22 protein-coding genes are annotated in these 22,964 nt (G+C 46.0%); 17 read left to right on the forward strand and 5 right to left on the reverse strand.

Annotated features, from left to right (window positions below):
* Positions 1–64 precede the first annotated feature (64 nt).
* The 3 genes from EXG77_RS05255 (at position 65) to EXG77_RS05265 (ending at position 3,189) form a co-directional block, all read left to right on the forward strand.
* A complete protein-coding gene (locus EXG77_RS05255) occupies positions 65–1,357 on the forward strand; it encodes a dihydrolipoamide acetyltransferase family protein (protein ID WP_023468850.1) in 1,293 nt (430 codons plus the stop codon).
* Between the two features lie 3 nt (positions 1,358–1,360).
* Positions 1,361–2,773 carry a dihydrolipoyl dehydrogenase gene (lpdA, locus tag EXG77_RS05260; protein WP_029342176.1) on the forward strand — a complete coding sequence of 471 codons (1,413 nt, stop codon included), beginning with the start codon at positions 1,361–1,363 and terminating at the stop codon, positions 2,771–2,773.
* Positions 2,774–2,883: 110 nt separating this feature from the next.
* A complete protein-coding gene (locus EXG77_RS05265; protein WP_023468848.1) occupies positions 2,884–3,189 on the forward strand; it encodes an SAV0927 family protein in 306 nt (101 codons plus the stop codon).
* Between the two features lie 56 nt (positions 3,190–3,245).
* Here the strand turns inward: EXG77_RS05265 and EXG77_RS05270 are convergent, their stop codons facing one another.
* On the reverse strand, positions 3,246–4,733 hold the full coding sequence (locus tag EXG77_RS05270; protein WP_035396697.1) for an aminotransferase class I/II-fold pyridoxal phosphate-dependent enzyme: 1,488 nt from the start codon (positions 4,731–4,733) through the stop codon (positions 3,246–3,248).
* A 132-nt stretch (positions 4,734–4,865) separates the two neighbouring features.
* Here EXG77_RS05270 and EXG77_RS05275 point away from each other — a divergent pair, with 132 nt between their 5' ends.
* The 3 genes from EXG77_RS05275 (at position 4,866) to EXG77_RS05285 (ending at position 6,519) form a co-directional block, all read left to right on the forward strand.
* Positions 4,866–5,138 carry a UPF0223 family protein gene (locus EXG77_RS05275; RefSeq protein WP_023468846.1) on the forward strand — a complete coding sequence of 91 codons (273 nt, stop codon included), beginning with the start codon at positions 4,866–4,868 and terminating at the stop codon, positions 5,136–5,138.
* A 282-nt stretch (positions 5,139–5,420) separates the two neighbouring features.
* Positions 5,421–5,609, forward strand: coding sequence for a hypothetical protein (locus EXG77_RS05280; RefSeq protein WP_023468845.1), 189 nt, complete (start codon positions 5,421–5,423; stop codon positions 5,607–5,609).
* Between the two features lie 124 nt (positions 5,610–5,733).
* Positions 5,734–6,519, forward strand: coding sequence for an inositol monophosphatase family protein (locus tag EXG77_RS05285; RefSeq protein ID WP_035396699.1), 786 nt, complete (start codon positions 5,734–5,736; stop codon positions 6,517–6,519).
* Between the two features lie 41 nt (positions 6,520–6,560).
* On the opposite strand, the gene EXG77_RS16295 is transcribed toward EXG77_RS05285, so the two are convergent.
* Positions 6,561–6,731, reverse strand: a complete 171-nt coding sequence (locus EXG77_RS16295; protein WP_158581850.1) for a DUF5325 family protein — start codon at positions 6,729–6,731, stop codon at positions 6,561–6,563.
* A 185-nt stretch (positions 6,732–6,916) separates the two neighbouring features.
* Between EXG77_RS16295 and typA the strand changes: the two genes are divergently transcribed.
* The 3 genes from typA to EXG77_RS05300 all read left to right on the forward strand — a co-directional run bounded on the left by typA (position 6,917) and on the right by EXG77_RS05300 (position 10,363).
* Positions 6,917–8,764, forward strand: coding sequence for a translational GTPase TypA (gene typA / locus EXG77_RS05290; RefSeq protein WP_023468842.1), 1,848 nt, complete (start codon positions 6,917–6,919; stop codon positions 8,762–8,764).
* Positions 8,765–8,790: 26 nt separating this feature from the next.
* Complete coding sequence (locus tag EXG77_RS05295) at positions 8,791–9,144, forward strand: YlaH-like family protein (protein WP_023468841.1); 354 nt, start codon at positions 8,791–8,793, stop codon at positions 9,142–9,144.
* A gap of 121 nt (positions 9,145–9,265) precedes the next feature.
* Positions 9,266–10,363 carry a sorbosone dehydrogenase family protein gene (locus EXG77_RS05300; protein ID WP_081637363.1) on the forward strand — a complete coding sequence of 366 codons (1,098 nt, stop codon included), beginning with the start codon at positions 9,266–9,268 and terminating at the stop codon, positions 10,361–10,363.
* 43 nt (positions 10,364–10,406) lie between these two features.
* On the opposite strand, the gene EXG77_RS05305 is transcribed toward EXG77_RS05300, so the two are convergent.
* Positions 10,407–10,610: a YlaI family protein gene (locus EXG77_RS05305; protein ID WP_023468839.1), complete on the reverse strand. Its 204-nt coding sequence runs from the start codon at positions 10,608–10,610 to the stop codon at positions 10,407–10,409.
* A gap of 117 nt (positions 10,611–10,727) precedes the next feature.
* Between EXG77_RS05305 and EXG77_RS05310 the strand changes: the two genes are divergently transcribed.
* Positions 10,728–11,180 (forward strand): hypothetical protein, encoded by a 453-nt coding sequence (locus EXG77_RS05310; RefSeq protein WP_023468838.1) that lies wholly within the window; start codon positions 10,728–10,730, stop codon positions 11,178–11,180.
* A gap of 40 nt (positions 11,181–11,220) precedes the next feature.
* Positions 11,221–12,537, forward strand: a complete 1,317-nt coding sequence (locus EXG77_RS05315; RefSeq protein ID WP_023468837.1) for a PhoH family protein — start codon at positions 11,221–11,223, stop codon at positions 12,535–12,537.
* A gap of 39 nt (positions 12,538–12,576) precedes the next feature.
* Here EXG77_RS05315 and EXG77_RS05320 read toward each other — a convergent pair whose 3' ends face one another.
* Positions 12,577–13,038: a hypothetical protein gene (locus EXG77_RS05320; RefSeq protein ID WP_035396701.1), complete on the reverse strand. Its 462-nt coding sequence runs from the start codon at positions 13,036–13,038 to the stop codon at positions 12,577–12,579.
* A 123-nt stretch (positions 13,039–13,161) separates the two neighbouring features.
* On the opposite strand from EXG77_RS05320, the gene EXG77_RS05325 reads away from it, so the two are divergent.
* The 4 genes from EXG77_RS05325 to EXG77_RS05340 all read left to right on the forward strand — a co-directional run bounded on the left by EXG77_RS05325 (position 13,162) and on the right by EXG77_RS05340 (position 19,640).
* A complete protein-coding gene (locus EXG77_RS05325; protein WP_023468835.1) occupies positions 13,162–13,440 on the forward strand; it encodes a YlaN family protein in 279 nt (92 codons plus the stop codon).
* A gap of 70 nt (positions 13,441–13,510) precedes the next feature.
* On the forward strand, positions 13,511–14,782 hold the full coding sequence (locus tag EXG77_RS05330) for an FtsW/RodA/SpoVE family cell cycle protein (protein ID WP_035396702.1): 1,272 nt from the start codon (positions 13,511–13,513) through the stop codon (positions 14,780–14,782).
* The gene (locus tag EXG77_RS05335) at positions 14,775–18,209 is read left to right on the forward strand and encodes a pyruvate carboxylase (RefSeq protein ID WP_035396703.1); all 3,435 of its coding nucleotides are present in this window, start codon (positions 14,775–14,777) and stop codon (positions 18,207–18,209) included. The genes EXG77_RS05330 and EXG77_RS05335 overlap by 8 nt, the downstream gene beginning before the upstream one ends.
* A gap of 75 nt (positions 18,210–18,284) precedes the next feature.
* Positions 18,285–19,640 (forward strand): deoxyribodipyrimidine photo-lyase, encoded by a 1,356-nt coding sequence (locus tag EXG77_RS05340; RefSeq protein WP_035396704.1) that lies wholly within the window; start codon positions 18,285–18,287, stop codon positions 19,638–19,640.
* Positions 19,641–19,687: 47 nt separating this feature from the next.
* Here the strand turns inward: EXG77_RS05340 and EXG77_RS05345 are convergent, their stop codons facing one another.
* Positions 19,688–20,581, reverse strand: a complete 894-nt coding sequence (locus tag EXG77_RS05345) for a heme A synthase (protein WP_023468831.1) — start codon at positions 20,579–20,581, stop codon at positions 19,688–19,690.
* 325 nt (positions 20,582–20,906) lie between these two features.
* Here EXG77_RS05345 and cyoE point away from each other — a divergent pair, with 325 nt between their 5' ends.
* Together cyoE and coxB are read left to right on the forward strand one after the other, a co-directional pair.
* Complete coding sequence (gene cyoE / locus EXG77_RS05350) at positions 20,907–21,839, forward strand: heme o synthase (protein WP_023468830.1); 933 nt, start codon at positions 20,907–20,909, stop codon at positions 21,837–21,839.
* Positions 21,840–21,903: 64 nt separating this feature from the next.
* Positions 21,904–22,935, forward strand: a complete 1,032-nt coding sequence (coxB, locus tag EXG77_RS05355; RefSeq protein WP_081637364.1) for a cytochrome c oxidase subunit II — start codon at positions 21,904–21,906, stop codon at positions 22,933–22,935.
* The last annotated feature ends 29 nt before the right edge of the window (positions 22,936–22,964 follow it).

Raw genomic sequence — 22,964 nt, forward strand, 5'->3', positions numbered from 1 at the left:
CCTTGCTTCCGTTTTTACAGATAACAATCGACTAGAAGAGTGAACTAAAAGGAGGCATATTCAAATGGGTTTATTTGAATTCAAATTGCCGGATATCGGTGAGGGTATTCATGAAGGTGAAATCGTAAAGTGGTTCGTAAAAGCGGGCGACACTGTCAAGGAAGACGACGTTCTTCTTGAAGTACAAAACGATAAAGCAGTCGTTGAAATCCCATCACCAGTTGATGGTACTGTTAAAGAAGTTAAAGTTGACGAAGGTGTCGTAGCTGTCGTTGGCGACGTCCTCATCACTTTCGAAGTCGAAGGCGAAGGTTCTGCTCCTTCTGAAGAAGCAGAGCAACCAAAAGCTGAAGACAACGCGAAAGACGTTCAAGATACGGATCAAAAAGTGGAAGACAAACCAAACGAGGTTCAAATCCATAAATCAGAACGCGTCATCGCGATGCCATCTGTCCGTAAATATGCACGTGAAAAAGGTGTCGACATCCGTGAAGTCCAAGGTTCTGGAGACAACGGTCGTGTCGTCAAAGAAGACATCGATGCATTCGCAAACGGTGGTCAAACTTCTGAAGCACCAGCAACAGAAGAAAAAGCACCAGCTGCAGCTGCTTCTGCACCAAAAACAGAAGTTAAGCCATACGTTGCTGCTCAACCTGAACTTGAAACACGCGAGAAAATCAAAGGAATCCGTAAAGCGATTTCGAAAGCAATGGTTAACTCGAAACATACAGCTCCACACGTAACACTCATGGACGAAGTCGATGTTACGAACCTCGTAGCACTCCGTAAAAACTTCAAAGAAGTTGCGGCTGCTCAAGGTACGAAATTGACTTACCTTCCGTTCGTCGTAAAAGCATTGACTGCTGCTGCTAAAAAATACCCAGCAATCAACGCATCAATCGACGATGTAAACGAAGAAATCGTCTACAAAAACTACTTCAACATCGGTATCGCTGCAGATACAGACAACGGTCTTGTCGTACCAGTCGTTAAAGATGCAGATCGTAAATCGATCTTCTCACTCGCTGACGACATCAACGACCTTGCTGGTAAAGCACGCGAAGGTAAACTTTCTGGCGAAGAGATGAAAGGCGGATCAATCACGATCACTAACATCGGTTCTGCTGGCGGTCAGTGGTTCACACCAGTCATCAACCACCCAGAAGTTGCAATCCTCGGTATAGGCCGTATCGCTGAAAAAGCAGTCGTTAAAAACGGCGAAATCGTTGCTGCACCAGTTCTTGCACTTTCATTCAGCTTCGACCACCGTCTCATCGATGGTGCAACTGCACAAAACGCGCTTAACTTAGTTAAACGCCTATTGAACGACCCACAACTTCTCATCATGGAGGGATAAGCAATGGTAGTAGGTGAATTCGCACAAGAAACAGATTTACTCGTAATCGGGGCTGGCCCTGGTGGTTACGTTGCTGCAATCCGCGGCGCGCAACTCGGTATGAAAGTAACAATCGTTGAACGTGAAAACGTCGGTGGTGTTTGCTTAAACGTTGGATGTATCCCATCAAAAGCCTTGATCACTGCAGGTCATAACTTCCAGCATGCTAAAGGTTCAAGCGATATGGGGATCACTTCTGAGAATGCAACTGTCGATTTCTCGAAAGTTCAATCTTGGAAACAATCTGTCGTCAACAAATTGACTGGCGGCGTTAGTGGTCTTCTTAAAGGGAACAAAGTCGAGACTGTCGTTGGGGAAGCTTACTTCCAATCAGAAGATACAGTCCGTATCATCAACGAAGATTCTTCGACTCCTTACAAATTCAAGAAATGTATCATCGCGACAGGTTCGACTCCAATCGAACTTCCAGCTTTCAAATGGTCAAAACGCGTTCTTTCTTCAACAGGCGCATTGAACCTTCCTGAAATCCCGAAAAAACTCATCGTCATCGGTGGTGGATATATCGGGATGGAGCTTGGTACAGCGTATGCGAACTTCGATACAGAAGTCGTCATTCTTGAAGGAACAAAAGACATCCTTTCTGGTTTCGAGCCTGCTATGACGCAAGTCGTTAAGAAAAAGCTCAAACAAAAAGGTAACATCACAATCCACAACGAAGCACTTGCTCAAAGTGTGGAAGAGTCGGAAGATGGCGTTAAAGTAACATTCGAAGTCAACGGTGAAGCACAAACAGTTGAAGCGGACTACGTCCTCGTCACTGTCGGTCGCCGTCCGAACACTGGTGATCTTGGTCTTGAAATGGCAGAAGTCAAAGTCAGCGACCGTGGTCTTGTCGAAATCGACGATCAGTGCCGTACTTCAAACGAAAACATCTACGCAATCGGTGATATCGTTCCAGGACCACCACTTGCACACAAAGCTTCATTCGAAGCTAAAATTGCTGCTGAAGCAGCTGCAGGACACCCTGCATACCTCGACTACAGCGCGATTCCAGCGGTCGTCTTCACAGACCCAGAACTCGCTACTGTCGGTTACACGGAAGCACAAGCGAAAGAAGAAGGACTCGACTACATCGCGTCTAAATTCCCTTACGCTGCGAATGGTCGTGCACTTGCACTCAACGAGCCAGACGGCTTCTTGAAAATGATCACTCGTAAATCAGATGGTCTCTTGATCGGCGCGCAAATCGCTGGTACAGGCGCATCTGATATGATCGCTGAAATGGGACTCGCAATCGAGTCTGGTATGACAGCTGAAGATATCGCACTCACAATCCACGCGCACCCATCACTCGGTGAAATCGCAATGGAAACTGCTGAAGTTGCAATCGGTAGCCCAATCCACATCATTAAATAATTTCGAAACACCTCATACACGGGGAGCCGACCGTGTATGAGGTGTTTTTTTGTTTGGTCTTGATACAAAAAAGGAAAAGAAAAAGTAAAAATCGGAGAGGGTGGACGCACATGGAATCCGTGACTACCTTAGAGGAGCTGTATTACGTATCGGAAATGGATAAGGTTCGTTTTGTCGGCTGGACGACTGCACTCGCCCGCTATGATTTTGCTGTCGTCTGTACGGGACAATTCTTCGGGAAAGTACTTGTCGTCAGTTTAACCGGTGGTCAGTCAGCGTTACTCGATCAACAGGATGTGTTGAATGGAGATGTCTTAATTCGTACATTTGCGATTGAACGAGAGGATGTCGAAGTAATCGGTGAAGCACTCGCAGCATTCATTCCTTGTTCACCAAACGATGAGTACGCAGAATGAAATGACAAAAAAAGCAGTAATCCTCATTAACTAAGGATTACTGCTTTATCTTGTCTTCACCGAATCGCATTCGATTGTTGAATGACTTTGATCGTCTCAAGCGAATGATCTTCAAGACCTTGAACCGGAAGACCGGCTTCGATGTTTTCTTTAATATAGGCAAGGTTGTCTGCCGTGATCATTTCGCCTGGGATGAAGATAGGAATACCAGGTGGATATACCATCATGAATTCAGCCGAAATCCGCCCAACCGCATCGATCAACGGAATCGTCTCTGTCTCTTCATAGAATGCATCACGAGGACTGAGAGCGAGCGCTGGGATGTCTGGAAGAACAATCGAATGATCAGTCGTCTCGGCGGCATTATTTTGATAACGTGCGACAAGTAATGACATCGCATGTAAAAAGGCATCAATCGTCTCTTCTGAGTCGCCAGACGTGATGATGACGAGAATGTTGTTCAAATCAGAAAGTTCAACTTCGATCCGGTGTTCTTCACGTAAGAACTCTTCGACGAGGTGACCAGAAATGCCAAGCCCTTTGACGGAAACAAGCACTTTCGTTGGATCAAAGGCGAACGTCGCACTCGAATGAAGATCGGATTCACCGAAAACAGCGAGATAAGGAAGCTTCGCTAATCCAAAGCGCATCCGTGTCGCAAGTTCAAGTGCCCGACGATTCATCGCTTCACCGTTGATCGCAAGATGACGCCGAGCGCAGTCAAGAGAAGCGAGCAACAGGTAAGATGTCGATGTCGTCGTCAACATCGAGAGCACTGCTTGAACTTTATCTGGAGAGACAAGTCCGCGACGAACGTTCAGGACAGAGCTTCCTGTAAGTGAGCCACCGAGTTTATGCACGCTGGTTGCGGCAAGATCAGCTCCTGCTTGCATCGCAGACAACGGCATATCTTCGTGGAAGGCGATATGGACGCCGTGTGCTTCGTCGACGAGTACCGGAATACCTTTACTATGGGAAAGCTTGACGATGCTTTCTAAGTCACCAGCAACGCCGAAATAGGTCGGGTTGATGACGAGTACTGCTTTTGTATCGGGATGAAGTGCAAGGGCACGTTCTACCGCGCTTGGTGTGATGCCGTGCGCGATTCCGAATGTCTCATCGAATTCAGGGTGAATGAAAATCGGATGCGCACCAGAAAGAACGATAGCTGACATCACCGATTTATGCACGTTCCGAGGAACGAGAATTTTATCATCAGGTCCGACGACACTCATGATCATCGCCATGATGGCCGTTGAAGTTCCTTGTACGGAAAAGAACGTTTCGTCGGCGTGGAAGGCTTGAGCTGCCAATTGATGAGCTTCCTTAATGATTGCCTTTGGATGATGGAGATCATCAAGGGGAGCGATATTGATTAAATCGATATCGAGCGCATTCTGACCGATGAACGATCGAAAGGCTGGATCCATTCCCTGACCATTTTTATGACCGGGAATATGAAATTGAATTGGTTGACGTTTCGCATGCGCGAGTAGCGCATCGAATAAAGGTGTATCGAGCTGTGTTAAGCTTTTTGTTTGCACCAGATTTCCCCCCTTAAAACCGAATAAAAATACAATCAAACAAGCTAACTATAACAAGTTTTCGGACGGTTGCAACTGTTTTATGCTTCTTTTCCGTGTAAAATAGAAAAGTGCAGAAAGGAAGTGGGAATGATGGCATTGAATTATCCGCTCAATTCCGATTGGTCGACTGAAGAAATCGTGAAAGTCATCGACTTCTTTAATTTAGTCGAGCAAGCGTATGAGACAGGTGTTGAACGACAACGGTTGCTCGAAGCGTATCGTGAATTCAAGCAAATCGTCACCTCGAAATCCGAGGAAAAACAGTGGGATCAGTTTTATATGGAAGAGACCGGTTGCTCGAGTTATCGGACGATGCAACAAGCAAAACGTCAGGAAGAACCGATTGTTCGTATGAAGAAATAATTGGATCATGAAGATAAGACTCCTATGCGATCGCGTAGGAGTCTTATCTTTTAATCCGACTGGAAATGTGCGGGAAATGATCAACATTTGTTTAAAGTGGAAAGGAAGCGGCTATATACTACATACAAGACGTTGGCCTTACAAATATGTGAAACTGTATTTTTTAAAATTAGATGCTTTACATCTAAGTTGAATCGTACTATTATAGATTCAATCCACTAATAAGTCGCAATTGTCTGACAAATTAAACCTCTGTTTATCCCGCGAAGGAGTGTGGTTACTGTGAAACAAGTGATAGAAGCATACAAGAGAAAAGATGCAGAAAAACGCATTCCTGTATTGCGTCTCGAAATCGATTATGAGCTTGCTACATTACACGATGCGATGGTGGCAAGTGACGCAGAAGCTGTTGGCGCAAGTAAAGAGCGCCTCGAAAAATATCGTCAAGAGATGGTACGTCTTGAAGCTTGATTTCAACGTTCCAATCTCTACCTTATAATAAAATATCAACTCTTCAACCAGCGAACTGTTCGCTGGTTTTCTTTTTTTGTTACTATAGAAGAAGCTGGAAACAACGATGAAGGAGTGAACTCAAATGCAGATTGAGTTGGATGCGATAGATTTGATCAAACGAGCGGGAAAGTACATTCGCGAAAAAATTGATGGTTCGTATCACGTCGAACAAAAAACCGGAAAAAGCGATTTAGTGACAGAGATTGATCAAGCCGTCGAGGATTTATTGATTCAAGGTATTTTAGATCGCTATCCGAATCATCATATTTATGGGGAAGAAGGGCGAATCGCTCGACCTGATACACTCGAAGGCACGATCTGGTTCGTTGATCCGATTGATGGAACGATGAACTTTATCCGTCAAAAACGAATGTTTGCCATCTCGATCGCGATTATGGTGGATGGTGAGTTACGCTATGGATTCGTCTACGATGTCATGGCGGACGAGTTGTTCCATGTCATCAAAGGGCATGGTGCTTATCAAAACGGCATACGATTACCACAAATCGAGGAGCGGAGTGTTAAAGAAGCAATCATCTGTATGAACGCGACCTGGGTGACACCAAATCGTCGAATCAATACGGATCGTCTTGCACCACTCGTACGACACGCGGTAGGTGTACGAGCAATCGGTGCAGCATCACTCGAACTCGCATGGACAGCTGCAGGGCGTGTTGACGGGTATATCACAATGCGTAATATGCCTTGGGATTACGCAGCCGGTCAGTTGTTGATTGAAGAGGTCGGTGGGCGTGTCGGAACGATCACAGGTGAATCGATGTCATTTCTCGAACAAACGAGTGTGCTAGCAGGGAGCCAGACGTTCGTTGAAGATGTGTTGACATTCGTACAAACACAAGAGGATTGAAAAAAGGTTTCTTTCGTCTTGAACGAAAGGAACCTTTTTGCTCATGCTTGTTTTCGTAAACGTGCTTTTAAGACGAACCCAGCACCCATCGTAACAATCATCAAGATGACAGAGGCGATCGTCATCGGGACGTTTTGTTCCGCGATGAAGATGCCGATGGCTGCCATGGATCCTACGGCAAGCATGGCGAGTAATAAAAATAGCAGGCGCATGTTCTTTTCCCCCTCTACCCGTGAGTACGTTAACAGTGTAGCGTGAATGAAGGATAATGAAAAGGCTTTCGGACTGATGTCGAATCTTAGTCATTGCCAATTAGGACTCTACCTGTGCTATACTCTTAAAGTTGACCGAAAGTATGATAAGATTTATTTAAATGAATAGAAAGAGGTACACACCTATGACAACATTAGTACGAAATGATTTACGCAACGTTGCGATCATCGCCCACGTTGACCATGGTAAAACAACATTAGTCGATGAGCTTTTAAAACAGTCTGGTACGTTCCGTACGAACGAACAAGTCGAAGAACGCGCAATGGACTCAAATGACATCGAGCGGGAACGTGGAATCACGATTCTTGCGAAAAACACTGCAATTGATTACAAGAACACACGCATCAACATCGTTGATACGCCAGGACACGCCGATTTCGGTGGAGAAGTTGAGCGGATCATGCGTATGGTTGATGGCGTTATCCTCGTTGTCGATGCACGTGAAGGCTGTATGCCACAAACACGTTTCGTTTTGAAAAAAGCACTCGAGCAAGGACTTCAACCAATCGTCGTCGTCAACAAAATTGACAAACCGATGGTCCGTCCTCTTGAAGTCGTCGACGAAGTCGTTGATCTCTTGATCGACCTCGGAGCTGACGAAGATCAACTCGAATTCCCAGTCGTTTATGCATCGGCAGTCAACGGCTCAAGTTCATTTGAACCTGAATTAGAGAAACAAGAAGATACAATCACAAACGTTCTTGATTTAATTCTTGAGCACACACCAGCGCCTGTCGATAACACAATGGAGCCGCTTCAGTTCCAAGTGACGATGCTTGACTATGATAACTACCTCGGACGGATCGGTGTCGGTCGTGTCTTCCGTGGAGAAATCAAAGTTGGTGATAGCGTTTCGCTTTCAAAACTTGATGGTTCAACGAAGAACTTCCGTGTTACGAAGTTGTTCGGTTACTTCGGCCTAAAACGTGTCGAAATCGAAACAGCAAAAGCTGGAGATTTGATTGCGATCGCTGGTATGGAAGATATCAACGTCGGTGAGACGGTTTGCCCGACTTCACACGTTGATCCACTCCCATTATTACGTATCGATGAGCCAACGCTTCAAATGACATTCATCGTCAACAACTCGCCATTCGCTGGTCGTGAAGGGGATCTCGTTACTTCACGTAAAATCGAAGAGCGTCTTGAAAAAGAACTCGAAACAGACGTTTCACTTCGCATCGAAAACACAGACTCACCGGACCGCTGGATTGTTTCTGGTCGTGGGGAACTTCACCTCGGGATCTTGATCGAAAACATGCGCCGTGAAGGATACGAAATTCAAGTATCGAAACCGCAAGTAATCATCAAAGAAGAAGAAGGCGTCAAAGTCGAGCCATTCGAACGCGTCGTCATCGATACACCAGAAGAGTACACAGGTTCTGTCATGGAATCGATCGGTCTCCGCAAAGGTGAATTGACGAACATGCAAACAATGGACAACGGTCAAACAAAAATGGAATTCATCGTTCCTTCACGTGGTTTGATCGGTTACCGTAACGAATTCCTTTCTGCTACACGCGGATACGGAATCATGAACCACACATTCGAAGAATACCGTCCGTTCATCCAAGCGGATATTGGTGGACGTCGTAGTGGAGTTATGGTCTCGATCGAAACAGGTAAAGCAACTGCTTACGCGATCTCAGCTCTTGAAGACCGCGGAACGATCTTCATCGAGCCTGGTATTGAAGTATACGAAGGTATGATCATCGGCGAATGTAACCGTGATGTCGATCTCGCTGTCAACGTCGTTAAAGCAAAACAATTAACGAACATGCGTGCATCTGCAAAAGATTCAACGAACGTTCTTAAACGTCCACGTGTCTTCTCACTTGAAGAGTCGTTGACATTCTTGAACGAAGATGAGTACTGTGAAATCACACCACAATCGGTTCGTCTCCGTAAACAAGTCTTGAATAAGAACGAACGTGAAAAGCAAGAAAAACGTCGTCGTCTAGGTAAAGATTAAGTCTTGAACGAATAGGGGGACTGGCAATGAATGCACAAGCTGCCGTTGCTTCTGATTTCTCGAAATACGATATTCCGTTCATCGCGAAACTTCTCGGTATCGGAAGTGATCCGAATAACATCGAAGCGGGATTTTATCCTTTAATGATCACTGTCGTCATCTTGACACTTGTCGTCTTTAAGTTAGGATTTGCTAAGGAACTAGCATGGTGGAAATCACTGATCGTCTATCTCTTGCTCGCCGTCTTCTCGGCAGCATTGACGCTTGTCTTCTGGACATGGCCGATTCCTGAAGTACTCTTAGCGATGGTCTTCGTACTTGGTATTTATCGCTTCCGGATGTGGATGGTCAAGCGTGAACGTGAACGGACAGCTTCTTGACGGAAGCATGTCATGAATCAAAAGAACGAATCTCTTCGGAGGTTCGTTCTTTTTTTGAGCCAATTCAGATGCATGATTTAAAGCGTAGCGGGAACTAGAATACTAAAAGGGGGAGAAAACATTGAAGATCAAGTATGTCATATCACCCCTCCTGTTAGCGGGTATTCTGATGGGTTGTACACAAACGTCAGAAGAATCGTCAACAGAGGAAACGAATCAGACGACACAAGAAAACAATCAACAGGATTCAGGTGATCAAGAAGCGACGCAATCATCTCAAGCACAAGAAGGTGTCGTATTTAAAGAACTAAACGCTCCGTGGAATATTGTCCGAGAAGGAGAGGTATTTTACATCACGGAACGAGAAGGAACGATTGTCAAAGGAGAAAAAGATGATTATGAACGGATGCGCCTTCAGCTGAAAGAGGATGTCCTCGCTGAAGGAGAAGGTGGATTGCTTGGGATGGTACTTGATCCTGATTTTAAGGACAATCAGACAGCATACGTCTACCATACGTACGCCAAACAAGGACAAGCGACGAATCGCGTCATTGAGATAAAAGAAGAGGGTGATCAGTGGACGGAAGAACGTGTCTTACTCGATGATATTCCCGGAGCGACGATTCATAACGGGGGACGACTGGAGTGGGGACCTGAGGGCGCACTCTACGTCACAGCAGGAGACGCAGCAAATCCCGAACTAGCGCAAGACATTGATTCATTGGCAGGAAAGATTTTACGCATCACATCTGAAGGGAAACCGTTCGAGGGGAATCAAAAAGGATATGTCTACAGTCTCGGTCATCGGAATCCACAAGGACTTGTTTTCGTCGATGATCAACTGTATGCAAGTGAACATGGGCAAAGTGGGCATGATGAAATCAACCGAATCGAGCAAAAGAATTATGGATGGCCGACGATTGAAGGGAAAGAACAAGCAGATGGACTGGTGACGCCGTGGTACGAAGTAGGAGAACAATCTGTAGCACCAAGTGGAGTTGCAACGGCAGAGAATATACTTTATTTTGCAACACTTGTCGGACAACGATTACAAACCATCGATCTAGAGACGAAGCAAGTCAAGACAATCGTCGAAAATCAAGGTCGGATTCGAGATGTCTGGATTGACGAGACATCGATTTACTATATTACAAATAATACGGACGGAAGAGGGAATCCATCGGCAGATGATGATCGACTCGTTCGTATCAATCGATGAACAATAAAAGGTCTGTCAGGGAATTTCCCCGCAGACCTTTTGTTTACCAGTGTTTTCGTTTCGTTTCCCAAGTCGGGTATAGATGGAATTGCCCAGAAGCGTGGCGTTCAAGTGTCCGTTCTTCTATGCGTGATCGACATTCATCACAAATGTGGACACGAACAGGTTTATTGCGTAATCGCTTCGCCGTGAAGGACCAATCATCAATCGTTTCACGCTTATCGCAAATCGTACATTTCACTCGCATGCCAGGTCCTCCCTTTTTTTCTTAGTATATCATATTAGAAGATTATTCAGATGTAAAAAAGGGAAACGAGAAGTATATCTCGAAATATCATCACTAAGTCGTAGAGGGGGTGATGTCATGGCAAATAAAGTTGAACAACAGCTCAACTCAGATCAACTAGAAGCACTATCGCAATTACCACTTGTTTTTTTGATTACGCATGATCAATCCAAACATTGGCCCATCACACACGCAATCAGTTGGGTACATGCGACGGATTCGCAAACGGTTCGTTTTACAATCGAAGCAGATTCTCATCTCGTTAAAACATTACGAGAACATCCGGTCTTCACATTGATCTTTTTTGCAGATCAATCGACGTACAGCTTAACGTGTACGGACGTCAAGGCGTTTACGCCGCAAGAAGACCTTCCGTTGCCACTCGCTTTTTATGAGGGACGCGTTGAGGAGGTACGTGACATCTTGTTTTACGGAGCAGCGGTCACACAACGACCAACTATCGAAAAAACATACGATGAACAGGCAGCTGAACGGTTGGATCAACTCGTTCATCGCATCCTAAAAGCGTAACATTCATCACAAACTCGACTCTAAAGGGGCGAACGATGGAATGAAAAAAATATACGTACTTGATACTAATGTCATGCTTCACGATCCACTTTCTCTTTTCCAATTCCAGGAGCACGACGTCGTCATACCAGCGATCGTATTAGAAGAACTAGATGGAAAAAAACGCAACATGGATGAGGTTGGACGTAATGCACGAGAAACAGCTCGCATTTTAGACCAATTACGAGAAACGGGTCAGCTTCATGCGGGAGTGCCACTCGGAAATGGCGGTATTCTTCGCGTCGATATTGGGGACTCCATTCATGAAGGTTCGCCGTTTACGCATGAATCGAACGATAATAAGATCATTGAACTGGCGTGGTCGATTCATCAGGAACAACAAACCGAAGCGACCCCACGAGATGTCATTCTCGTCTCAAAAGATATCTTAGTCCGCGTCAAAGCGGATGCGTATGGATTAGTCGCTGAAGATTATATGACAGATCATATCGCTGATTTGACCGGTCTTTATACAGGATTCATCGAAGTGACCGTCGATCAGGAATATATTGATGCCTTCTATCAGGACAAACGGCTTTCGGTGGATGTCTTGCCAGAAAAAGTGCAACCGAATGAGTTCGTCATCTTAAAAAGTAACATGTCGAAAGCTTCAGCCATCGCCGTCGTTGATCAGAACCTGCCAATCATTCGGGCACTTTCGATCGATGTCGATCAAGTCTGGGGCGTCATTCCACGAAACGTCCAACAACGGATGGCATTTGAGTTATTATTACGTGACGATGTACCACTTGTGACACTCGTTGGTAAGGCAGGTACCGGAAAAACGTTACTTGCACTCGCTGCGGGTCTCCTGCAAGTGGAAGACGAGCATAAATATAAAAAACTGGTCGTTGCTCGTCCGGTCGTACCGATGGGAAACGATATCGGCTACTTGCCGGGTGAAATGGAAGAGAAGCTTCGTCCGTGGATGCAACCCATCTACGATAACCTTGAACACCTTTTCAATACGGGATCGGGAGACGAACTAGGTAACATTCTCGCCGGAATGAAGACGATTCAACTGGAAGCTTTAACGTATATCCGGGGACGCAGTATGCCGGGACAATTCATCATCATCGATGAAGCGCAGAATTTGACGAAACATGAAGTCAAGACGATTTTGACACGTGTCGGTGAAAACTCGAAAATCGTGTTAGTCGGGGATCCACAACAGATTGATCATCCGTATCTAGATGAGTATTCCAATGGTTTATCCTACGCCGTAGAACGACTTAAAAATGAGAAGATGACGGGACACGTCAAACTCGTCAAAGGGGAGCGCTCGAACTTGGCGCGCCTCGCAGCCGATTTACTATGAAAAAACGTGGTGCGTCTATTCAGGCGCACCACGTTTTCCTTATATGACGGTAACCTTATGAACGGATTTGACGATCCGTTGTCCGTGTAACAGATGAACGGGTCCATCTGCTAATACTTTGCCGTCTTGTGAGAACTGCAGATACACTTCGTCGAGTTGCTCAAGTGGAAGTTCAACCGTTTCTTCGCCTTCAAAACGAATGGCAATCGCATCTGGTAAAAGTTCGGCATTCCGGATGAACGGTGCAAGCGCCATGGCGAATGACCCTTGAAGCGCGGCTTCTTTTTCAGCACGTGTCATCGGACGATTGTGATCCGTACGACTGCCTTCCATGATGCCTTTATCCCACGCAGCCCCCATTTTCGCGTAGTACGCTTCTTGTTCACTTGTGTCGGCTGGTTGACCGATTTTCTCGATTTCCACCTTTCGTTCATCAAAGATCCAGACTGTCGGATCAATCGTCAACTGATGCCGTACTTTACCGTTAATCGGAAAAATCATTTGTTCTACCCCCTAAATGTGTAAGTCCAACAAATCCATTATACCGAAACGTTGAATTGTTGGCGAAAGTAAGGTAAAGTTTAGCTATAACAGGAACGCGTCATTTGATGAGGAGGGATTGGATTGTCAACTGAAATCGAGACAGTTCATCGCCAGCGCGCTCTTGAGCTACTAGAAGCGGATGCACAAAAAATCCGCCGGTTGATCGAGGTCCAGCTTGCGAATTTAACGATGCCACAATGTCCTCTTTACGAGGAAGTATTGGATACACAAATGTTCGGATTATCCCGTCAGATTGATTTTGCGGTACGTCTTGAACTGATTGATGCGGGTGAGGGGAAACAATTACTCGAATCACTTGAACAGCAATTATCTGATTTACATGATGCGGAGACGTGCTGATTTTCTACTCAAACGTGAAATGCGGCGTTTGGGTATTTTTTTTTAGAAAATGAAAAAAGGACGTGTACATATGTTAGCGAAGTTTAAAGAAAAACGAGCATTTTTTGACTATGGTCTCTTCTTTACGATGCTCATCCTCATGGCGATCAGTACGGTCATGGTCTATAGTGCGAGCGTGTGGAACGGTGGGGATTATGCGAATACGTCCTTCTTTGAGAAGCAGTTGATGTTTGATGCGATGGCGATCGCCTTGTTCCTTTTCGTTTCGCAAGTAAATCATGAGGTGTTCCGTGGACCGGTTATTCGCTTACTCTTGTACGCGATTACATGGTTGATGTTGATGGCAACGTTGTTTTCGGCTCCACTCAATGGTGCTCGTGCATGGCTGAACTTCGGTATCTTCTTGATTCAACCGATCGAGCTCTGTAAATTCGTCCTCGTCGTCGGACTTGCGAGTTATTTTGATCAAAAGCACAAAGGGAAGATGGACGGCGTGATTGGGATCGTCCACCACTTCATCCATCGTCAAATCAAAGCGACGTCTCCAGGCCGAAGAATTTTACTTAGTTTCTCGGACTGGATTTTGATTCCGATGGTTGTGTTACTGGCACCATACGCAATCATCATTCGCATGCAACCGGATGACGGCGGATTGTTCATTCTGTTGCTCATCACGGCGATGATTTTATTCGCAGTTGGATTACCGAGTGGTTACATCATGTTATGTGTCGTCACCGTACCAATCATCTTCATGTATGCCTGGAACAACTTTTCGGATAATCAGATGCAACGGATTCAGGCAAGTTTGAATCCCTTCCTTGACGCAGAAGGTAAGGGATATCAGCTCATCAACTCCGTCATATCGATTGCACACGGGGGATTATTCGGAGTAGGTCTCGGGAATAGCTTTCAGAAGTATGGTTATTTGCCTGAACCTGAAACTGACTACATCATGTCGATCATCTCGGAGGAACTTGGATTCGTCGGTGTCCTCGTCGTGCTTGGTCTACTGTTCTACTTGATGATTCAAGGGGCGATTATCGCTAACCGGTGTGTTTCTATTTATTCGAGTATGCTTGCGCTTGGGATTTCAGGTATTATCTTCATTCAGACATGTATCAATATCGCGGCGATGTCTGGTCTCTTTCCAGGAACCGGCGTCACCTTGCCATTCATCAGTTACGGTGGGTCATCGTTACTCGTCATGAGTACGATGCTTGGTGTAATGGCGAACATTTCCATGCAAAACAAATATCGAGTGGCATATCAGAAAGAAGTGCGGACTGCACGTTCGATGAGTGCCACAAGCTCATTAACTAAAGGGGGAGCATCAGTTGACTAAAATCCAGAAGATTCTCGTAGCAAACCGCGGGGAGATCGCGATTCGCGTTTTCCGTGCAGCGACAGAACTCGGTATTCGTACCGTTGCCATTTATTCGCGAGAGGATATGGGTTCTCTTCATCGCTATAAAGCCGATGAAGCGTACCGGATTGGAGAAGGGAAAAAACCGATCGAAGCTTATCTCGATATTGAAGATATCATTGCAACAGCGAAAAAAGCTGAATGTGATGCGATCCATCCTGGTTATGGATTCCTCTCTGAGAATATTGAGCTAGCCAAACGTTGCCGTGAAGAAGGAATCATCTTCATCGGACCGCAAGAAGAACATCTCTATAAGTTCGGGGATAAAGTACGGGCACGGACGACAGCGATTGAAGCCGGTCTTCCTGTCATTCCGGGAACGGATGGTCCGATCTCATCCATTGATGAAGCATATGCGTTCGCAAAGGAAGCAGGCTATCCACTCATGGTCAAGGCATCGCTTGGCGGTGGTGGACGCGGTATGCGTGTCGTCCGGACAGAAGAAGAGCTTCCAGACATGATTGAACGTGCGAAATCAGAAGCCCTGAAGGCATTCGGTTCGGATGAGATTTACGTTGAAAAATTGATTGAACGCCCAAAACATATTGAAGTCCAAATCATCGGCGACGCCCATGGAAACATCATTCACCTGTTTGAACGTGATTGTTCCGTGCAACGTCGTCACCAAAAAGTCGTCGAAGTGGCGCCATGTGTGACACTTTCAGACGAAGGTCGACAAAAAATTTGTGACGCAGCCGTCACGTTGATGAAACATGTCGGATACGAAAATGCAGGAACGGTCGAATTCCTCGTGACACAAGATGAATCTTTCTATTTCATCGAGGTCAACCCACGTGTCCAAGTCGAGCACACGATTACGGAGATGATCACGGGCGTAGATATCGTCCAGACACAAATCCGTGTTGCTGAAGGCGAATCGTTACATAGCGACCTCGTTGGTATTCCGCAACAAGAAGACATTAAGATGCTTGGTTTTGCGATCCAAAGCCGAATCACGTCAGAAGATCCGGAGAACGGTTTCTTGCCGGATACAGGGAAAATTAAAGCCTATCGTTCACCAGGCGGTTTTGGTGTACGTCTCGATGGTGGGAATGCTTATGTCGGAGCGGAAATCTCACCATATTATGACTCACTGCTCGTTAAAATCTCGACGCATGGTTTGACATACGACCAAGCCGTCGCGAAAATGCGTCGAAACTTAAGTGAGTTCCGAATCCGTGGGATCAAGACGAATATCCCATTCTTAAGCAACGTCTTGAAGCACCATGCGTTCGTCAGCGGGGATTACAATACATCTTTCATTGATGATACACAAGAATTATTCATCTTCCCGAAACGTCAAGACCGAGGAACGAAACTTTTGACGTACATCGGAGAGGTTTCCGTCAATGGATTCCCGGGAATCGGAAAATTGGACAAGCCGCTTGCGCGTGACGTCCGGATTCCGAAAAATCTCCCGACAGACTATACACCAGGTGCAAAAGCGATTCTCGATGCGGAAGGTCCAGAAGCCGTCGCAAAATGGTTGGCAGCTCAGGAGAACGTTTTATTGACAGATACGACATTCCGTGATGCCCATCAGTCGCTCCTTGCGACGCGGATGCGGACGAAGGATCTCGTTGCGATTGCAGAGGCGGAAGCGAAACTGCTACCTGAACTGTTCTCTGTCGAAGCATGGGGAGGCGCGACATTTGATGTCGCCTACCGATTCTTATCGGAGGATCCATGGGTTCGTCTGATGAAATTACGTGAAAAGATGCCGAACGTCCTCATTCAAATGTTGCTTCGTGGTGCGAACGGCGTTGGTTACAAAAACTATCCGGACAATGTCATTCACACGTTCGTCAAGGAAGCGGCGCAGGCAGGAGTCGACGTCTTCCGAATCTTCGATAGCTTGAATAACCCGGAGTCGATTCAACTTGCCATCGATGCGGTCTTGCCGACAGGTAAAATCGCGGAAGCAGCTGTCTGTTATACAGGGGATTTATTCGATGCGAATCGACCGAAATATCACCTGCCGTATTACGTCAATCTGGCGAAACAACTGGAAGAAAGCGGCGCTCATATCATTGCCATTAAGGATATGGCGGGTCTCTTGAAACCGGAGGCAGCCTACGCGCTCGTATCAGCACTTAAAGATGCGGTATCGCTACCAATCCATCTCCATACACACGATGCGAGTGGGAACGGGATTTATACGTATGCGCGTGCGATTGATGCAGGTGTCGACGTCGTAGACGTCGCGGCATCAAGCATGTCGGGACTGACGAGTCAGCCAGCGGGTGGTAGCTTGATTCATGCCTTAAGTGGTCATCCACGTCAACCGCTCGTATCAGCACAGAAGTTTGAACAGATTTCGGATTATTGGCAGGACGTGCGTCATCTGTATCAAGCATTCGAACTCGATATGATCGCACCGAATCCAACGGTCTACGACCATGAGATGCCGGGTGGACAGTATTCGAACTTACAGCAACAAGCAAAAGCGGTTGGACTTGCGGATCGTTGGTCTGAAGTCAAAGAGATGTATGCGCGTGTCAATATGCTGTTTGGCGATATCGTCAAAGTCACACCATCGTCAAAAGTCGTTGGAGACATGGCACTCTTCATGGTTCAACATCATCTGACAGAAGAGGATGTCTTGCACCGTGCAAGTGGACTTGATTTCCCGGATTCAGTCGTCGAACTGATGAAAGGGGAGCTCGGAACACCACCAGATGGTTTCCCGCAAGACGTTCAACAGGCTATTCTCAAGGGAGCTGCTCCGCTGACAGAACGTCCAGGTAAGATGATGGAACCACTCAATTTTGATGCGATCAAACATGAGTTGTTCGAAAAACTTGAACGTCCCGTTACAGAATTTGATGCACTCGCTTACGCGCTCTATCCAAAAGTCTTCATGGACTACAGTTCGTATGTCGCGCGATATGGCGATATCTCTGTTCTTGATACGAATACGTTCTTCCATGGAATGCGTCTAGGGGAGACGATCGAGGTTGAAATCGAACGAGGCAAGACACTCTACCTTAAGTTGATTCAAATCGGTCAGCCAGACGATCATGGTATGCGGACGATCTATTACGAGATGAACGGCGTGCCTCGTGAAGTCGAAGTCAAAGACATCAGTATCAAGGAAAGTTCATCAAGTCGTCCAAAAGCAGATCGAAGCAATGCGAAACAAATCGGTGCCTCAATGCCGGGTAGCGTGCTGAAGGTACTCGTCGAGACGGGTACACGTGTCCGTAAAGGAGAGCAACTCCTCGTCACGGAAGCGATGAAGATGGAAACGACGATCCAAGCACCGGAAGACGGTGAAATCAAAGCCGTCCACGTCAAGGAAGGCGAAGCCATCGCGAGTCAAGACTTACTAATTGAATTCGTATAAGGTCACAACGAAAAACAGGCGCACGCTCGGCGGGCTGCCTGTTTTTCATTCAATACGTAGTGGGAGAGGATACGATTGAACATTATTTGTTGGGTACGAAGTGATTTTCGATTACAAGATAACCACATGTTGGCACGTGCTGTTGAATTACTAAATGAAAATCCGAAGGCGACGGTCGAGTTCGTCTTTTGGCTCAATCCGGATTACATCGGAGAATATGAAGCACGGCAACAATATTTCTTCCAAGCGCTCGAGATGTTTTCTGATGCCTGCAAAGAGAAAGGGATGCCAATCCGTTTCATCGAAGGCGATGAACAGGCTTTCTTAGACGCAACCGGTGATGCGGACGTTTTGTTATTTAATGCGGAATATGTCGAACCATTTAAGACGCGAGATGAAAAAATCATTAAAAAGCGTAAAGATCGTCAGACGGAGCGACTACTAGACCGGCATCTTCTTCATCCACATGACATTAAAAAGCAAGATGGAAAGTTCTATAAAGTATTCACGCCATATAAGAATGCATTCATGAAAAAAGACATTCCTGCACCATACGAAGTCAAATGGCAAACGCTGCGGGATCATTATCAAAAGCGTCAGCACGATAATAGTTTCATCAACGCTTATTTTAAAAAGGCAGAGTCGGAAGCTGTCTTCTATCCAGGTGAAAAGCAGGCGAAACAACGCTTGAAGAAATTCATCGAACAATCGCTTGAAGATTACGAAGAGTACCGTGATTTTCCTGCTGTCGACGGTACGAGTTTACTTTCTCGCTATTTACGGACTGGAGAAGTCGGCATCCGGACCGTCTATGCGGCTGTTCAGGAGGCAAAAGAATCAAAAGGGAAACAGACCTTCATCACCGAACTCATCTGGCGTGAATTCTATTACATGATTTTAATGCATTTCCCGGAATCAAAACGACAAGCCGTCAATACGCAATATCGGGAAATCGAATGGGAAGAAGATGAAGAGGGCTTCAAGGCGTGGTGTGAAGGCAAGACGGGCTATCCGATCGTTGATGCAGCGATGCGGCAATTGAATCAAACGGGGTGGATGCATAATCGTCTACGGATGATCGTCGCTTCTTTCCTGACAAAAGACTTGTTGGTCGATTGGCAGAAAGGCGAACGATATTTCCAGCAGAAACTCGTTGATTATGAAGCGGCATCAAACATCGGGGGTTGGCAATGGGCAGCATCAGTCGGAACGGATGCCGTCCCGTACTTCCGCGTCTTCAATCCGACGACTCAATCGAAGAAGTTCGATAAGGATGGAGCGTTCATTCGAAAGTATGTCACGGAAATCAAGGATTTATCAAAGCAGTATATTCATGAACCGACTGCTGAACAACGCAAGGATTATGGCTATCCAGAACCAATCGTCGCACATGACGAAGCGCGAAAGCGTGCGATTGCTCGATTCAAATAATGAAAAAAGGATGTCCCTCAAGTGAGGAACATCCTTTTTTTACGACCTTATTGAAGACGACTATTTGCCTTACGCGTTCGGAATGCATGGTACGTCAAGTAAGATAAGACCCCGAAGTAACATGTGATCAAGAAGGCGTGGAGTAACGGCACATACGTTGCATGTCCACCAAGAACGATCCAAGCCCCAGTGGCGACTTGGCACGAGATGAAGAACGTCGCGAACGCCATACCAATCGTTGTCGTCCGATGCTTTAAGCGAATCGCAACGACATGGACGAATAAGGTGAACAGGAACAGTAATCCTGCCATGATTCGGTGAATCATCTGCACCCACGCTTCGAACGTCATGGAAGGTTGAGAACAGACAGGCCAACCAACGCAAGCATATGTAGCCCCGACGTGGCGTACGTAAGCACCCGTATAAACGACGATCAGCGTATAGATGAGTAGACCGTACAAGAGCTTCCGTAAGAATGCTGGGACAGATTCCCTGAATTCCTGACCCGGACGCTCCATGATCAACAGTGTCAAAATCAATAGCGAAGCAAAGGAAATCAAAGAGATTCCGAAATGTAACGCCATGACGAGGTCTGATTGTTGCCAAACGACTGCTCCAGCACCGACGATCGATTGAATCAACATGAAGATGAAAGCAAGAAACGCAAAGATCTTCGTATCTAATCGATCCTTGAAGGCAACGAGCGTCCAGAGACATAAGGCGATGATTAAGAGTCCAACGACTCCAGTCACAGCGCGGTGACTATATTCAATCATCGTTTCAACACTTGGGTTCGTCGGAATGAGTTCCCCGTGACAGAGTGGCCAATCCGTTCCGCAACCATCTCCCGAATCCGTTTTTGTGACTGTCCCACCCATCAGTAAGACGATCATCATCGTAAACGTGACGAAGGCTGAAAACATCGAAAGTTTTCGATTCAAGATTTGGACACCACCTTTCTAAAAAAATACGAAATACATGGATTTCCATAGGTCTAGTATCGCATAAAAAGTACTGAAAGGGTTGCAATCTTTTAGAACAACGCTATTCTAGTATTAGGTAAATATGGTGAACTGTGATGAAAATCACATAGATTTCACATTTTGTTCATTATGTCGAAAGTATTTTCATACGTCACGGTCCTCGATATGTGGTATCTTTTATAGAGAAAAGGGCGTTTCGTGGCATGTCTGTGTTATTTCTGTGAAGAAATTACGTGAAGCTTAGGTGCTAAACGGAAGCAGACGGTGAAAAGGAGGGAACAGCATGGCGAAAGTTACTGGAGAGGCACTGGATATGGCGATCGAGCAAGCAGATCAGCCGACATTCAAGGACTATATTACCCTAGCAAAAATGGGGATTGTTCGTGCCAATCTGATTACGGTCTTCGCGGGGTATGTCGTAGCAGCATCGTACATAACGGATGATGTCCTGTTGTACTTGTGGCAAACCAAGTGGATGTTACTGTGGACGCTTCTCGGGAGTGGATTGGTCATTGCCGGAAGTTGCTACCTCAATAACTACATTGACCGGGACATCGATTACAAGATGGAACGGACGATGGGAAGACCAAGCGTTACTGGGAAGATGGATGGACAGCGGATACTCGCACTAGGACTCGGTATTCTTGCGACCGGTACGGTATTGTTGTTGATCGTCAACCATGTGGCGGCAGTGTTCGGATTGATCGGATCATTCGTTTACGTCGTGATTTATACGATGTGGTTAAAGCGGACGCACACGATCAATACAGTCGTAGGTGGTATATCAGGAGCTGTGCCACCAATCATTGGATTTGCGGCAGTCACTCCGACGCTTCACATTGATGCGTGGATTTTATTCCTCATCATGTTCGTGTGGCAACCACCACATTTCCTTGCACTCGCGATGCGACGGACAGAGGAGTATCGGGCAGCAGGTATCCCGATGTTACCTGTCGTAAACGGATTCGCGATCACGAAACGACAAATTGTATGGTGGATTGCAGTACTCATTCCATCATCACTCCTCTTAGCACACTATGGCATCATCTACATGATCGTCATGGCATTGCTCGGTGGATATTGGCTCTATATGGGACTGAAAGGTCTGAAGATCCAAGATGAACAAGCCGAAATCAAATGGGCGTCGAAGATGTTCTTCTTCTCACTGTTTTATTTCACGGCTTGGATCGTGACGGTCGTACTCGTTTCTCTCTAAAACGATTTGACATAATTCACGTACACCATTACGAAAGACAAAATTGGGGACAAAGAAAGTGGGGATGGTTGTGAAAAAATCAGTAAAAATGCTCTTCCGGCTTCTTCCAATCGGCTTGATGGCACTCATGTTATCAGGTTGTGGAATTCCGGAATTGTCTGCGCTACAGCCTCGCGGAGAAGGCGCTGAGATGCAACTTGAGATCATCAAGCTTAGCTTGTGGGTCATGTTGTTCGTCCTTGCGATCGTAGCCGTCATTTATATTTACGTACTTATGAAATTCCGTCGTAAATCAGGTGATAACACGGTTCCGAAGCAAGTCGAAGGGAACCATACGCTTGAAATCATCTGGACAGTCATTCCGATTCTTCTTTTGATCGTTCTTGCAATTCCGACGATCAAAACAACGGTTGAACTCGCAGATGCAAAAGAAGCGAAGAAAAACGAACAAATCAACGTTACAGCAAACCTCTACTGGTGGGAGTTCGAATACCCAGACAAAGGTGTTTCGACAGGACAAGAACTTGTCATCCCAGTCGGTAAACGTGTTGCTGTTAACTTGACGTCTAAAGACGTCATTCACTCGTTCTGGGTACCAGCTCTTTCTGGTAAAACAGATACGAACCCAGGTCTTGAGAACGAAATGTGGTTACAAGCAAAAGAAGCAGGCACTTACTACGGTAAATGTGCCGAGTTGTGTGGTCCTTCTCACGCATTGATGGACTTCAAAGTCGTTGCACTTGAACAAGACGACTACGACAACTGGTTGAAAGATATGAAAGCTGCGAAAGAAGCAGAGACGAAGCAGCTTGATAAAAAGAATGAAAAGAACTGGACGACTGGCGAGAAAGTCTATGCCCAGAACTGTCTCAGCTGTCATGGTGGCGGGAAAGTCGCACCTAGCTTGACGAACTTCGGTGATCGTCAACGTATCGCGGGTTACCTCGACCATGATAAAGAAAACCTCGAAAAATGGATTCGCGATCCTCAAAAAGAGAAGCAAGGTACGAAAATGCCTGGATTCTCTGAAGATCAGATCAGCGATGAAGAATTGAGCGAATTGGCAGATTATCTATTGGACAAAAAGCTCCAATAATTTTTTAAGGGGGAATCATAGTGGGGACA

The organism is Exiguobacterium sp. OS-77 (assembly GCF_000414195.2).
GTDB lineage: Bacteria > Bacillota > Bacilli > Exiguobacteriales > Exiguobacteriaceae > Exiguobacterium_A > Exiguobacterium_A indicum.